General features: G+C 63.1%; 13 protein-coding genes. All 13 read left to right on the top strand.

All coding sequences use genetic code 11. The features are described from left to right. The first annotated feature begins 29 nt into the window (after positions 1–29). The 13 genes from B4I46_RS06285 (at position 30) to nuoJ (ending at position 14,679) form a co-directional block, all read left to right on the top strand. Complete coding sequence (locus B4I46_RS06285) at positions 30–1,196, top strand: cupin domain-containing protein (protein WP_043860861.1); 1,167 nt, start codon at positions 30–32, stop codon at positions 1,194–1,196. Next, positions 1,189–1,614, top strand: a complete 426-nt coding sequence (locus tag B4I46_RS06280; RefSeq protein WP_043860862.1) for a GNAT family N-acetyltransferase — start codon at positions 1,189–1,191, stop codon at positions 1,612–1,614. Before B4I46_RS06285 ends, B4I46_RS06280 begins: the two co-directional genes overlap by 8 nt. Positions 1,615–1,739: 125 nt before the next feature. Then, positions 1,740–2,474, top strand: a complete 735-nt coding sequence (locus B4I46_RS06275; protein ID WP_286899120.1) for a secretin N-terminal domain-containing protein — start codon at positions 1,740–1,742, stop codon at positions 2,472–2,474. A 522-nt stretch (positions 2,475–2,996) separates the two neighbouring features. Next, positions 2,997–4,322: an isocitrate lyase gene (aceA, locus tag B4I46_RS06270; RefSeq protein WP_043860864.1), complete on the top strand. Its 1,326-nt coding sequence runs from the start codon at positions 2,997–2,999 to the stop codon at positions 4,320–4,322. Between the two features lie 627 nt (positions 4,323–4,949). After that, positions 4,950–5,363, top strand: coding sequence for an NADH-quinone oxidoreductase subunit A (locus tag B4I46_RS06265; RefSeq protein WP_010220397.1), 414 nt, complete (start codon positions 4,950–4,952; stop codon positions 5,361–5,363). Positions 5,364–5,373: 10 nt separating this feature from the next. Next, entirely contained in the window at positions 5,374–6,051 is a 678-nt protein-coding gene (locus B4I46_RS06260) for an NADH-quinone oxidoreductase subunit B (protein WP_043860865.1), read from the top strand. Positions 6,052–6,128: 77 nt separating this feature from the next. Next, positions 6,129–7,910, top strand: coding sequence for an NADH-quinone oxidoreductase subunit C/D (gene nuoC, locus B4I46_RS06255; protein WP_043860866.1), 1,782 nt, complete (start codon positions 6,129–6,131; stop codon positions 7,908–7,910). A gap of 2 nt (positions 7,911–7,912) precedes the next feature. Then, complete coding sequence (nuoE, locus tag B4I46_RS06250) at positions 7,913–8,410, top strand: NADH-quinone oxidoreductase subunit NuoE (protein WP_043860867.1); 498 nt, start codon at positions 7,913–7,915, stop codon at positions 8,408–8,410. Beyond that, positions 8,407–9,762 carry an NADH-quinone oxidoreductase subunit NuoF gene (nuoF, locus tag B4I46_RS06245; RefSeq protein WP_043860868.1) on the top strand — a complete coding sequence of 452 codons (1,356 nt, stop codon included), beginning with the start codon at positions 8,407–8,409 and terminating at the stop codon, positions 9,760–9,762. The genes nuoE and nuoF overlap by 4 nt, the downstream gene beginning before the upstream one ends. A 128-nt stretch (positions 9,763–9,890) precedes the next feature. Beyond that, positions 9,891–12,605, top strand: coding sequence for an NADH-quinone oxidoreductase subunit NuoG (gene nuoG, locus B4I46_RS06240; protein ID WP_043860869.1), 2,715 nt, complete (start codon positions 9,891–9,893; stop codon positions 12,603–12,605). Further along, the gene (gene nuoH / locus B4I46_RS06235; RefSeq protein ID WP_054915105.1) at positions 12,602–13,609 is read left to right on the top strand and encodes an NADH-quinone oxidoreductase subunit NuoH; all 1,008 of its coding nucleotides are present in this window, start codon (positions 12,602–12,604) and stop codon (positions 13,607–13,609) included. Before nuoG ends, nuoH begins: the two co-directional genes overlap by 4 nt. 11 nt (positions 13,610–13,620) lie before the next feature. Then, on the top strand, positions 13,621–14,169 hold the full coding sequence (gene nuoI / locus B4I46_RS06230) for an NADH-quinone oxidoreductase subunit NuoI (protein ID WP_009400993.1): 549 nt from the start codon (positions 13,621–13,623) through the stop codon (positions 14,167–14,169). A gap of 9 nt (positions 14,170–14,178) precedes the next feature. After that, on the top strand, positions 14,179–14,679 hold the full coding sequence (nuoJ, locus tag B4I46_RS06225) for an NADH-quinone oxidoreductase subunit J (RefSeq protein ID WP_043860871.1): 501 nt from the start codon (positions 14,179–14,181) through the stop codon (positions 14,677–14,679).

Raw genomic sequence — 14,679 nt, 5'->3', positions numbered from 1 at the left:
GAAAATTACTTTTTTTCAATAGGTTACACATGAATCCTGATACCCCACTTCAGCTGCTGGGCGGCCTGACTGCCCGCGAATTCCTGCGCGACTACTGGCAGAAGAAGCCCCTGCTGGTTCGCCAGGCCTTCCCTGATTTCGAAAGCCCGATCGATGCCGATGAACTGGCCGGCCTGGCACTGGAAGAGGAAGTCGAATCGCGCCTGGTCATCGAACATGGCGAGCGCCCGTGGGAACTGCGCCGCGGCCCGTTCGACGACGACACCTTCAGCACCCTGCCTGAGCGCGACTGGACCCTGCTGGTACAAGCCGTCGACCAGTTCGTGCCGGAAGTGGGCGAGCTGCTGGAGAGCTTTCGCTTTCTGCCAAGCTGGCGCATCGACGATGTGATGATCAGCTTCGCCGCCCCGGGTGGCAGCGTGGGCCCGCACTTCGACAACTACGACGTGTTCCTGCTGCAAGGCCAGGGCAAGCGCAACTGGAAGATCGGCCAGATGTGCGACAGCGACAGCCCGCTGATCGAGCACGCCGACCTGCGTATCCTGGCCGACTTCGAGCAGACCGACGAGTGGACCCTGGAACCGGGCGACATGCTCTACCTGCCACCGCGCCTGGCCCACTACGGTGTGGCCGAAGACGACTGCCTGACCTATTCGGTCGGCTTCCGCGCGCCGAGCGCCGCCGAAGTGCTGACCCACTTTACCGACTTCCTCAGCCAGTTCCTGCCTGACGAAGAGCGCTACACCGACGCCGACGCCCAGCCGGTGAGCGACCCGCACCAGATCCAGCGCGACGCCCTGGACCGCCTCAAGGGCCTGCTGGCCGAGCACATGAGCGACGAGCGCCTGCTGCTGACCTGGTTCGGCCAGTTCATGACCGAACCACGCTACCCGGAACTGGTGGCTGGCGAGGCACTGAGCGAAGAAGACCTGATCGACAGCCTGGAACAGGGTGCGATCCTGATCCGCAACCCGAGCGCGCGCCTGGCCTGGTCGGAAGTCGACGACAACGTGCTGCTGTTCGCCAGCGGCCAGAGCCGCCTGCTGCCGGGCGAACTGCGCGACCTGCTCAAGCTGATCTGCGCCGCCGACGCCCTGCACGTGGAAAACCTCGCGCCATGGCTTGGCGACGAAAATGGCCTTACCCTGATCTGCGAACTGGTCAAGCAAGGAAGCCTGGGATTTGCCAATGAATAAGATCGAAGTACGCCTGGCCGATTGGCAGAAAGACAACGCCGACATCCGTCGTATCCGCGAATCGGTGTTCATTGCCGAGCAGAACGTGCCGCCAGAGCTGGAGTGGGATGCCGACGACAACATCGCCGTGCACTTCCTGGCCTTTGAGGGCGACTACGCCATCGGCACCGCCCGCCTGTTGCAGGATGGCCAGATCGGGCGCGTGTCGGTGCTCAAGGACTGGCGCGGGCTCAAGGTGGGTGACGCACTGATGCAGGCCGCCATCGCCGAGGCGCAGAACCGCGATCTGCGCCAGCAGAAGCTCACCGCACAAGTGCATGCCACCGCGTTCTACGAGCGCCTGGGCTTCAAGGTCGTCAGCGAGGAGTTCCTCGAGGCCGGCCTGCCGCACGTGGACATGGTGCGCGACTCGCAGTAAGCGCCAGCCCTCTCGCCGGCAAGACCAGCTCCCATACCCGCGGGAGCCGGCCTTGCCGGCGAACAGGCCAGCACAACCGCTACAAATTTGCCATCATATCCACTCCACCCGCGGAGACCATGGACATGCCGCTACGCCCCCTGCTCGCCACCCTGCTTCTGTCGTTCAGCCTCAGTGCGCTGGCCGCCACCGAAGTCCTGCCGCTGAACCACCGCACCAGCGCCGAACTGCTCCCCGCCGCGCAAGCCTTCATCGGCAAGGACGGCAGTGTCAGCACCTTCGAAAACAAGCTGATCGTCAATGCCGAGCCCGGCAAGATCGACGAACTTCGCACCCTGCTGCAACAACTGGACACCGCCCCCAAGCGCCTGCTGATCAGCGTCGACAACACCGACAGCAACGTCCAGGACAACCGCGGCAACGCCCGCGTGATCCGCTACGGCACCGCCAACCGCGAGGGTGGGCTGCAACAGGTGCAGGCCAGCGAGGGAACTCCGGCGCTGATCCAGGTTGGCCAGAGCATTCCCATCACCAGCACCCAGACCGACAGCTACGGACGCGTGCAGAGCAACACCGAGTACCGCAACGTCACCCAGGGTTTCTACGTCACCGCCAGCGTCACCGGCGAAACCGTGCACCTTGCCATCAGCACCAACAATGACCGAATGAGCCAGGAACATCCCGATGTAGTGAAGGTGCAAAGTACCGACACGAAGGTCACCGGCAAGCTTGGCGAGTGGATCAGCCTGGCAGGTGTCAACGCTCAAAGTCAGGCCGATCGCAGCGCTTCGACCCTCAGTTACTCCACCCAGCGCGGTGAGAACATGACTTTGCGGGTAAAAGTCGAGGCACTGGACTGACCCCGCGCCGTTCAAGGCCTCGACCAAAGGCCTCGAAACTGACTGACGAGTCGTATTAGACCAAAGATGTAGTGGGTGAAAAAAAGCACTACAAAACATTTGACGCCCCCGAATCGCAGAGGCATGATGGCCCCGCTCCCGCTAATCAGAGGCCCTGGCAAGGGCCTTCGAGTTGCGCTCTGACCTACCCGACCTGAGCCGATTCGTGTCTGTACAGCCCACAAGGCGGTTTGACGAGATTGCGACTGGAACGAAGTTGTCCCGAGGGACGGAAGCGCATCAAACGGTAGACGGCACACCCTGATCGACGCAGCACGGCAACCACGAGCCAACCTGCCCGACAGCCACGCCAAGGACCTGCTCACTTCCCCCTTCGAGCCCCATCGTTCAACGTCGCCATTTCGCCCACACCACTGGCTGCCAGTGCTTCTGACCAGCGAGCAATCGGAGCTGCCCCTGTACGCACAGCGCAGCCGACAGAGCGAACATTTTTTACCGACCTATGCGACGAGGTTTACTTTCATGGCACTGACACGCGAACAGCAAATTGCAGCCCTCGAAAAAGATTGGGCCGAGAACCCACGCTGGAAAGGCGTGACCCGTACCTACTCTGCCGCTGATGTCGTTCGTCTGCGTGGCTCGGTTCAACCTGAGCACACCCTGGCCCGCATGGGTGCCGAGAAGCTGTGGAACCTGGTAACCAAAGGCGCCCACCCTTCGTTCCGCCCTGAAAAAGATTTCGTCAACTGCATGGGCGCGCTGACCGGCGGCCAGGCTGTTCAACAGGTCAAGGCCGGTATCCAGGCTATCTACCTGTCCGGCTGGCAAGTGGCTGCCGACAACAACTCGGCCGAGTCCATGTACCCCGACCAGTCGCTGTACCCGGTGGACTCCGTGCCAACCGTGGTCAAGCGCATCAACAACTCGTTCCGTCGCGCCGACCAGATCCAGTGGAAAGCCGGCAAGAACCCGGGCGACGACGGCTACATCGACTACTTCGCACCGATCGTGGCTGACGCTGAAGCCGGTTTCGGCGGTGTACTCAACGCCTACGAGCTGATGAAGAACATGATCGAGGCAGGCGCCGCCGGCGTTCACTTCGAAGACCAGCTGGCCTCGGTTAAAAAATGCGGCCACATGGGCGGCAAGGTACTGGTTCCGACCCAGGAAGCCGTACAGAAGCTCAGCGCTGCCCGCCTGGCGGCCGACGTTGCCGGTGTACCGACCATCATCCTGGCCCGTACCGACGCCAACGCCGCCGACCTGCTGACCAGCGACTGCGACCCGTACGACCAGCCATTCGTGGTGGGTGAGCGCACCCAGGAAGGTTTCTACAAGGTACGTGCCGGTCTGGACCAGGCGATTGCCCGCGGCCTGGCCTACGCACCGTATGCCGACCTGATCTGGTGCGAAACCGCCAAGCCGGACCTGGACGAAGCACGCCGCTTTGCCGAAGCCATCAAGAAGGAATACCCGGACCAGATCCTGTCCTACAACTGCTCGCCTTCCTTCAACTGGAAGAAGAACCTGGACGACGCGACCATCGCCAAGTTCCAGCGCGAGCTGTCGGCCATGGGCTACAAGCACCAGTTCATCACCCTGGCTGGCATCCACAACATGTGGCACGGCATGTTCAACCTGGCGCACGACTACGCCCGCAACGACATGACTGCCTACGTGAAGCTGCAGGAGCAGGAATTCGCCGACGCGTCCAAAGGCTACACCTTCGTGGCGCACCAGCAGGAAGTGGGCACTGGCTACTTCGACGACATGACCACCGTGATCCAGGGTGGCAAGTCTTCGGTTACCGCCCTGACCGGCTCGACCGAAGAAGAGCAGTTCCACTGATCGGCTGATCGATTGGTGACATTCGGGTAACACGCAAGACCCGGGGCCTGTGATGGGGCTCCGGGTCTTGTGCCATTCATACCCCGCGCAGGCGCCAGCCTTGCCGGCGAAAAGGCCAGCCGCCCGGCACAAGGCTTCCTTATTACCCCCGATTGGCTATGCTAGTGCACACCGGCGTCAGCGGACGGCCGTGGCAGCGCAGATACCGACGCGCCACCCCCGCGCACAACCCTGAGCCAGAGCCCAGCGCCAGCACGCAGACACTGCCCGAAACAGGGGCGCACAAACTTGCCGGCCACCCCCTTGAACAACAACTTTTAGTTGACGCAGGAGGTAGGAATAACAGGAGCCCTTCAAATGATATTAATTATCATTTCGAAACTTGTATTTCGTTACGCCATACAAGAAACATAATTAACAAAAGCACGCGCAATCCACGGAATACGTGGCCTGCAGCGAGTTACGAAAGATTTTTGTTCTTAATGCTACGAATAAATTTGCTGCAGAAATTTTACTTGCTACGGGTTTACCCATAAAATCAGCGCGATAGATTTCGCTGCGACATATCGTCACTGCTCTACTTCTTTTCAAGCTCAGAGACCAAGCGCTCTGTTAAGGATTTTCAGCATGCCCGATTCGACAGGACTCATCGCCCACAACTGGGGCTTTGCCATCTTCCTTTTGGGTGTCGTCGGCCTGTGTGCCTTCATGCTCGGCCTGTCCGCCCTGCTGGGCAGCAAGGCCTGGGGCCGCAGCAAGAACGAACCGTTCGAGTCCGGCATGCTGCCAACAGGCGGTGCCCGCCTGCGTCTTTCCGCCAAATTCTATCTGGTCGCGATGCTGTTCGTGATCTTCGATATCGAAGCCCTCTTTCTCTTTGCATGGTCTGTGTCCGTCCGCGAAAGCGGCTGGACCGGATTCGTCGAAGCACTCGTTTTCATAGCAATTCTGTTGGCAGGTCTTGTCTACCTATGGCGCGTCGGGGCCCTCGATTGGGCTCCCGAAGGTCGTCGCAAGCGGCAAGCGAAGCTGAAACAATGAGGCTTTGGCAATGCAATACAATCTCACCAGGATCGACCCCGATGCGCCCAACGAGCAGTATCCAATCGGTGAACGGGAAACCGTCTCCGATTCGCTGCTAGAGGACCAGGTCCACAAGAACATCTTCATGGGCAAGCTCGAAGATGTACTCAGTGGAGCCGTCAACTGGGGGCGCAAGAACTCCCTGTGGCCGTACAACTTCGGCCTCTCCTGCTGCTACGTGGAAATGACCACGGCCTTCACGGCACCCCACGACATCGCCCGCTTCGGCGCCGAGGTCATCCGGGCATCGCCGCGTCAGGCCGACTTCATGGTCATCGCCGGCACCTGCTTCATCAAGATGGCGCCGATCATCCAGCGCCTGTACGAGCAGATGCTCGAACCCAAGTGGGTCATCTCCATGGGTTCGTGCGCCAACTCCGGTGGCATGTACGACATCTACTCGGTCGTTCAGGGGGTCGACAAGTTCCTCCCCGTGGATGTCTACGTGCCTGGCTGCCCGCCTCGCCCCGAAGCGTTCCTGCAAGGCCTGATGCTGCTGCAGGAATCGATCGGCAAGGAGCGGCGCCCTCTTTCGTGGGTCGTCGGCGATCAAGGCGTGTACCGCGCCGAGATGCCGTCGCAGAAAGAGCAGCGTCGTGAACAGCGTATCCAGGTTACCCACCTGCGCAGCCCCGACGAAGTCTGATCCAGCGACCTGCCGCCTGTTCATTCGAGCAGGCGGCCTGGCTTCATTCTCTACGTTGACCGAAAGCGATCGAGACCATGACAGCGGACACCGCTATTTACATCCCGCCTTACAAGGCTGACGACCAGGATGTGGTCGTCGAATTGAACAATCGTTTTGGCCCCGAGGCGTTCACCGCCCAGGACACCCGCACCGGCATGCCGGTGCTTTGGGTTGCCCGCGCCAAGCTGATCGAAGTGCTGACCTTCCTGCGCAACGTGGCCAAGCCGTACAGCATGCTGTACGACCTGCACGGCGTGGACGAGCGCCTGCGCACCCAGCGTCGCGGCCTGCCGGGCGCCGACTTCACCGTGTTCTACCACCTGCTGTCCGTCGAGCGTAACAGCGACGTGATGATCAAGGTGGCACTGAACGAAGGTGACCTGAACCTGCCCACCGTCACCGGTATCTGGCCCAACGCCAACTGGTACGAGCGCGAAGTCTGGGACATGTTCGGCATCGACTTTGCCGGCCACCCGCACCTGACCCGCATCATGATGCCGCCCACCTGGGAAGGCCATCCGCTGCGCAAGGACTTCCCGGCGCGCGCCACCGAGTTCGACCCCTACAGCCTGAACCTGGCCAAGCAGCAGCTCGAGGAAGAAGCCGCACGCTTCAACCCCGAAGCCTGGGGCATGAAGCGTTCCGGTGCCAACGAGGACTACATGTTCCTCAACCTTGGCCCCAACCACCCTTCGGCTCACGGTGCGTTCCGTATCGTGCTGCAGCTGGACGGTGAAGAGATCGTCGACTGCGTCCCGGACATCGGCTACCACCACCGTGGTGCCGAGAAGATGGCCGAGCGCCAGTCCTGGCACAGCTTCATCCCCTACACCGACCGCATCGACTACCTGGGCGGGGTGATGAACAACCTGCCCTACGTGCTCGCGGTCGAGAAGCTGGCCGGCATCAAGGTGCCGCAGAAGGTCGACACCATCCGCATCATGATGGCCGAGTTCTTCCGCATCACCAGCCACCTGCTGTTCCTGGGTACCTACATCCAGGACGTCGGCGCCATGACCCCGGTGTTCTTCACCTTCACCGACCGTCAGCGCGCCTACACCGTGATCGAAGCCATCACCGGTTTCCGTCTGCACCCGGCCTGGTACCGTATCGGTGGCGTGGCCCACGACCTGCCGCGCGGCTGGGAAAAACTGGTCAAGGACTTCGTCGACTGGCTGCCCAAGCGCCTCGACGAGTACACCAAGGCCGCCCTGCAGAACAGCATCCTCAAGGGCCGTACCATCGGCGTAGCTGCCTACAACACCAAGGAAGCCCTGGAATGGGGCGTCACCGGTGCCGGCCTGCGTTCGACCGGTTGCGACTTCGACCTGCGCAAGGCACGCCCGTACTCGGGCTACGAGAACTTCGAGTTCGAAGTGCCGCTGGCCAGCAATGGCGATGCCTATGACCGCTGCATGGTGCGCGTGGAAGAAATGCGCCAGAGCATCAAGATCATCGACCAGTGCATGCGCAACATGCCGGAAGGCCCGTACAAGGCGGATCACCCGCTGACCACGCCGCCGCCAAAAGAGCGCACCCTGCAGCACATCGAGACCCTGATCACGCACTTCCTGCAGGTTTCGTGGGGCCCGGTCATGCCGGCCAACGAGTCCTTCCAGATGATCGAAGCGACCAAGGGCATCAACAGTTACTACCTGACGAGCGACGGCGGCACCATGAGCTACCGCACCCGGATCCGCACTCCGAGCTACCCGCACCTGCAGCAGATCCCTTCGGTGATCCGCGGCAGCATGGTCGCGGACCTGATTGCGTACCTGGGCAGTATCGACTTCGTTATGGCTGACGTGGACCGCTAAGCATGAATAACACGCTTATCCAAACCGACCGTTTCGCCCTGAGCGAAACCGAGCGCTCGGCCATCGAGCACGAGATGCACCACTACGAGGACCCGCGCGCGGCGTCCATCGAAGCCCTGAAGATCGTTCAGAAGGAACGCGGCTGGGTGCCGGACGGCGCCGTGTACGCCATCGGCGAAGTGCTGGGCATCCCTGCCAGCGACGTCGAAGGCGTGGCCACCTTCTACAGCCAGATCTTCCGCCAGCCGGTCGGCCGCCACATCATCCGTGTGTGCGACAGCATGGTCTGCTACATCGGCGGCCACGAGTCGGTGGTCAGCCAGATCCAGAGCGAGCTGGGCATCGGCCTGGGCCAGACCACCGCAGACGGGCGCTTCACCCTGCTGCCGGTATGCTGCCTGGGCAACTGCGACAAGGCCCCGGCCCTGATGATCGACGACGACACCTTTGGCGACGTGCAACCTGCCGGCGTTTCCAAACTGCTGGAGGGTTACGTATGACCATCACTTCCTTCGGCCCGGCCAACCGCATCGCGCGCGCCGCCGAAACCCATCCGCTGACCTGGCGCCTGCGCGACGACGGCGAGCCACTGTGGCTCGACGAGTACCAGGCCAAGGACGGCTACACCGCTGCCCGCAAAGCACTGGCGCAGATGTCGCAGGACGACATCGTGCAGACCGTCAAGGACTCCGGCCTCAAGGGCCGTGGCGGTGCGGGCTTCCCGACGGGCGTCAAATGGGGCCTGATGCCCAAAGACGAATCCATGAACATCCGCTACCTGCTGTGCAATGCGGACGAAATGGAGCCCAACACCTGGAAGGACCGCATGCTGATGGAGCAACAGCCCCATCTGCTGATCGAAGGCATGCTGATCAGTGCCCGCGCGCTCAAGGCCTACCGCGGCTACATCTTCCTGCGTGGCGAATACACCACCGCCGCGCGCAACCTCACCCGTGCGGTCGAGGAAGCCAAGGCTGCCGGCCTGCTGGGCAAGAACATCCTGGGCAGCGGTTTCGATTTCGAGCTGTTCGTGCACACCGGCGCCGGGCGTTACATCTGCGGTGAAGAAACCGCACTGATCAACTCCCTCGAAGGCCGCCGCGCCAACCCGCGTTCCAAGCCGCCCTTCCCTGCCGCCGTGGGCGTGTGGGGCAAGCCGACCTGCGTGAACAACGTCGAGACCCTGTGCAACGTGCCGGCCATCGTCGGCAACGGCATCGACTGGTACAAGTCGCTGGCCCGCGAAGGCAGCGAAGACCACGGCACCAAGCTGATGGGCTTCTCCGGCAAGGTGAAGAACCCTGGCCTGTGGGAACTGCCCTTCGGTGTCACCGCCCGCGAGCTGTTCGAAGACTACGCCGGCGGCATGCGCGACGGCTTCAAGCTCAAGTGCTGGCAGCCAGGCGGCGCCGGTACCGGCTTTTTGCTGCCCGAGCACCTCGACGCCCAGATGTACGCCGGCGGCATCGCCAAGGTCGGTACCCGGATGGGTACGGGCCTGGCCATGGCCGTTGACGACAGCGTCAACATGGTCTCGCTGCTACGCAACATGGAAGAGTTCTTTGCCCGCGAATCGTGCGGCTTCTGCACCCCGTGCCGCGACGGCCTGCCGTGGAGCGTCAAGCTGCTGCGCGCCATCGAGAAAGGCCAGGGTCAGCCAGGCGACATCGAGACGCTGCTGGGGCTGGTCGGTTTCCTCGGCCCAGGCAAGACCTTCTGCGCTCACGCACCCGGTGCGGTCGAGCCGCTGGGCAGTGCCATCAAATACTTCCGCCCCGAGTTCGAAGCCGGCATCGCAGCCACTGCTGCACCGCGCCCGGACTTGGCCAAACCCGTTGTGGTTGGCGCATAACGAACAAGAAGACGGGCGGTCCGTGCCGCCCGTTGCCCGCGATGCTCGCCCGGATGACGGCGAACCGCAGGCATACAGCTTTCCATTAGCCACGCCCGCAGACGCGGGCCAACGAAGAACTTTGAACCATGGCCACTATCCACGTAGACGGCAAAGAGCTCGAAGTCAACGGTGCAGACAACCTGTTACAGGCGTGTCTGTCGCTAGGCCTCGACATCCCCTATTTCTGCTGGCACCCGGCGCTCGGTAGCGTCGGTGCCTGCCGCCAGTGTGCGGTCAAGCAGTACACCGACGAGAACGACACCCGTGGTCGCATCGTCATGTCCTGCATGACCCCTGCCACCGATGGCAGCTGGATTTCCATCGAAGACGAAGAAGCCCGCGTGTTCCGCGCCAGCGTCGTCGAATGGCTGATGACCAACCACCCGCACGACTGCCCGGTGTGCGAGGAAGGAGGTCACTGCCACCTGCAAGACATGACGGTGATGACCGGCCACAACGAGCGCCGCTACCGTTTCACCAAGCGTACCCACCAGAACCAGGAGCTCGGCCCGTTCATCTCCCACGAGATGAACCGCTGCATCGCCTGCTACCGCTGCGTGCGCTACTACAAGGACTACGCCGGCGGTACCGACCTGGGCGTGTTCGGTGCGCACGACAACGTGTATTTCGGCCGCGTCGAGGACGGTGCCCTGGAGAGCGAGTTCTCCGGCAACCTGACCGAGGTCTGCCCGACCGGTGTGTTCACCGACAAGACCCACTCCGAGCGCTACAACCGCAAGTGGGACATGCAGTTCGCCCCGAGCATCTGCCATGGCTGCTCCAGCGGCTGCAACATCAGCCCGGGCGAGCGCTACGGTGAACTGCGCCGCATCGAGAACCGTTTCAACGGCTCGGTGAACCAGTACTTCCTGTGCGACCGTGGCCGCTTCGGCTACGGCTACGTCAACCGTACCGACCGCCCACGCCAGCCATTGCTCCAGGACGGCCAGAAACTGGGCCTGGACGCCGCGCTGGACAAGGCCGCCGACATGCTGCGCGGGCGCAACATCGTGGGTATCGGTTCGCCCCGTGCAAGCCTGGAGAGCAACTACGGCCTGCGCGAGCTGGTGGGTGCCGAACACTTCTATGCAGGCATGGAAGCCGGTGAGCTGGAGCGCGTGCGCCTGGCTTTGCAGGTGCTCAACGACAGCCCGCTGCCGGTGCCGACCCTGCGCGACATGGAAGACCATGACGCGGTGTTCGTGCTTGGCGAAGACCTGACCCAGACCGCTGCCCGCGTGGCCCTGGCCCTGCGTCAGTCGGTCAAGGGCAAGGCCGAGGCGATGGCCGATGCCATGCGCGTTCAGCCGTGGCTCGATGCCGCGGTGAAGAACATCGGCCAGCACGCCATGTACCCGCTGTTCATTGCCAGCCTGAGCGAGACCAAGCTCGACGACGTGGCGCAAGAGTGCGTGCACGCCGCGCCGGACGACCTGGCCCGCATCGGTTTCGCCGTGGCCCACGCCATCGACCCGAGCGCCCCAGCCGTCGAAGGCCTGGACGCCGAAGCCCTGGACCTGGCCAAGCGCATCGCCGACGCCCTGGTCGCGGCCAATCGCCCACTGGTGGTTGCCGGTACTTCGCTGGCCTCCAGGGCTCTGATCGAAGCCGCTGCCAACATCGCCAAGGCACTCAAGCTGCGCGAGAAGAACGGCTCGCTGAGCCTGGTGGTGCCCGAGGCCAACAGCCTGGGCCTGGCCATGCTCGGTGGCGAGTCGATCGATGCGGCGCTGGACGCCGTGATCGCCGGCAAGGCCGACGCCATCGTGGTGCTGGAAAACGACCTGTACAGCCGCGTACCGGCTGCCAAGGTCGACGCTGCCCTGGCCGCGGCCAAGGTGGTGATCGTTGCCGACCACCAGAAAACCCCGACCACCGACCGCGCGCACCTGGTGCTGCCGGCCGCCACCTTCGCCGAGGGCGACGGTACCCTGGTCAGCCAGGAAGGCCGCGCCCAGCGCTTCTTCCAGGTGTTCGACCCGCAGTACCTGGACAGCAGCATCCTGGTGCACGAAGGCTGGCGCTGGATGCACGCACTGCGTGCCACCCTGCTCAACAAGCCGGTCGACTGGACCCAGCTGGACCACGTGACCCACGCCGTGGCTGGCGTGGTGCCGCAACTGGCCGGCATCGTCAACGCCGCGCCATCGGCCGCGTTCCGCATCAAGGGCATGAAACTGGCCCGCGAGCCGCTGCGCTACTCGGGCCGTACCGCCATGCGCGCCAACATCAGCGTGCACGAGCCACGTACCCCGCAAGACCCGGACACCGCGTTCGCCTTCTCCATGGAAGGCTACTCGGGCTCCGCCGAACCGCGCCAGCAGGTGCCGTTCGCCTGGTCGCCGGGCTGGAACTCGCCGCAGGCCTGGAACAAGTTCCAGGACGAGGTCGGTGGTCACCTGCGTGCAGGCGACCCGGGCACCCGCCTGATCGAGACCCAGGGCGACAGGCTGAACTGGTTCGCCAGCGTTCCGGCGGCGTTCTCGCCGGCCCGTGGCACCTGGCAGGCCGTGCCGTTCTACCACCTGTTCGGCAGTGAAGAGAACTCTTCGCGCGCCGCCCCGGTGCAGGAGCGCATCCCGCAGGCCTACGTGGCACTGGCCAAGTCCGAAGCCGACCGCCTGGGCGTCAACGACGGCGCACTGCTGAGCCTGAACGTGGCCGGCCAGACCCTGCGTCTGCCGCTGCGCATCAATGAGGAACTGGGCGCAGGCCTGGTTGCATTGCCCAAAGGCCTGGCCGGCATCCCGCCTGCCATCTTCGGTGCATCCGTCGAAGGCTTGCAGGAGGCAGCACAATGACCTGGTTCACCCCTGAAGTGATCGATGTGATCCTCACTGTCATCAAGGCCATCGTGGTGTTGCTGGCGGTGGTGGTCTGCGGTGCGCTGCTCAGCTTCGTCGAGCGTCGCCTGCTGGGCTGGTGGCAGGACCGTTACGGTCCTAACCGCGTCGGCCCGTTCGGCATGTTCCAGATTGCCGCCGACATGCTGAAGATGTTCTTCAAGGAAGACTGGAACCCGCCCTTCGTCGACAAGGTGATCTTCACCCTGGCGCCGGTGGTGGCCATGAGCGCCTTGCTGATCGCCTTCGCGATCATCCCGATCACCCCGACCTGGGGTGTCGCGGACCTGAACATCGGCCTGCTGTTCTTCTTCGCCATGGCCGGCCTGTCGGTGTACGCCGTCCTGTTCGCCGGCTGGTCGTCGAACAACAAGTACGCCCTGCTCGGCAGCCTGCGGGCCTCGGCCCAGACCGTGTCGTACGAAGTGTTCATGGGCCTGGCGCTGATGGGCATCGTGGCCCAGGTCGGCTCGTTCAACATGCGCGACATCGTCGAATACCAGGCGCAGAACCTGTGGTTCATCATTCCGCAGTTCTTCGGCTTCTGTACCTTCTTCATCGCTGGCGTGGCCGTGACTCACCGTCACCCCTTCGACCAGCCGGAAGCGGAACAGGAACTGGCCGACGGCTACCACATCGAATATGCCGGCATGAAATGGGGCATGTTCTTCGTGGGCGAGTACATCGGCATCATCCTGATCTCGGCGCTGCTGGTAACCCTGTTCTTCGGTGGCTGGCACGGGCCGTTCGGCATCCTGCCGCAACTGTCGTTCGTGTGGTTCGCCCTGAAGACCGCGTTCTTCATCATGCTGTTCATCCTGCTGCGCGCCTCGATCCCGCGCCCGCGCTATGACCAGGTGATGGACTTCAGCTGGAAGTTCTGCCTGCCGCTGACCCTGATCAATTTGCTGGTGACCGCTGCGCTCGTGTTGCTCAACACGCCAGCTGTTGCGGCCCAGTGAGGATTTGACCCATGTTCAAGTATATTGGCGACATCGTTAAGGGCACTGGCACCCAGCTGCGCAGCCTGGTGATGGTGTTCTCCCACGGGTTCCGCAAACGCGACACCCTGCAATACCCCGAAGAGCCGGTCTACCTGCCGCCGCGCTACCGCGGCCGCATCGTGCTGACCCGCGACCCCGACGGCGAGGAGCGCTGCGTGGCCTGCAACCTGTGTGCCGTGGCCTGCCCGGTGGGTTGCATCTCGCTGCAGAAGGCCGAGACCGAAGACGGTCGCTGGTACCCCGAGTTCTTCCGCATCAACTTCTCGCGCTGCATTTTCTGCGGCCTCTGCGAGGAAGCCTGCCCGACCACCGCGATCCAGCTCACCCCGGATTTCGAAATGGCCGAGTTCAAACGTCAGGACCTGGTGTACGAGAAAGAAGATCTGCTGATCTCCGGCCCCGGCAAGAACCCTGATTACAACTTCTACCGTGTTGCAGGTATGGCCGTTGCCGGCAAGCCGAAGGGCGCCGCGCAGAACGAAGCCGAGCCGATCAACGTGAAGAGCTTGCTCCCTTAAGGAAGAAAGATGGAATTCGCTTTCTATTTCGCATCCGGTGTCGCCGTGGTGTCCACCCTGCGGGTGATCACCAACACCAACCCGGTGCATGCCCTGCTCTACCTGATCATTTCGCTGATCTCCGTGGCGATGACCTTCTTCGCCCTCGGCGCGCCGTTTGCCGGCGTGCTCGAAGTGATCGCCTACGCTGGCGCCATCATGGTGCTGTTCGTGTTCGTGGTGATGATGCTCAACCTGGGGCCGGCGTCGGTCGCCCAGGAGCGCGGCTGGCTCAAGCCCGGCATCTGGGGCGGGCCGGTGTTCCTCGCCGTCCTGCTGCTGGCCGAACTGCTGTACGTGCTGTTCGTGCAGCCGAGCGGCGCCGCCATCGGTCATACCACCGTTGACGCCAAGGCCGTGGGCATCAGCCTGTTCGGCCCTTACCTGCTGGTGGTGGAACTGGCCTCGATGCTGCTGCTGGCTGCAGCAGTGACGGCGTTCCACCTCGGCCGCAACGAGGCGAAGGAGTAA

Source organism: Pseudomonas sp. UBA7500, from assembly GCF_002478435.1.
GTDB lineage: Bacteria > Pseudomonadota > Gammaproteobacteria > Pseudomonadales > Pseudomonadaceae > Aquipseudomonas > Aquipseudomonas palmensis.
Note: the sequence above shows the minus strand (reverse complement) of the source record. Positions and strands in the feature narration are given on the sequence as shown.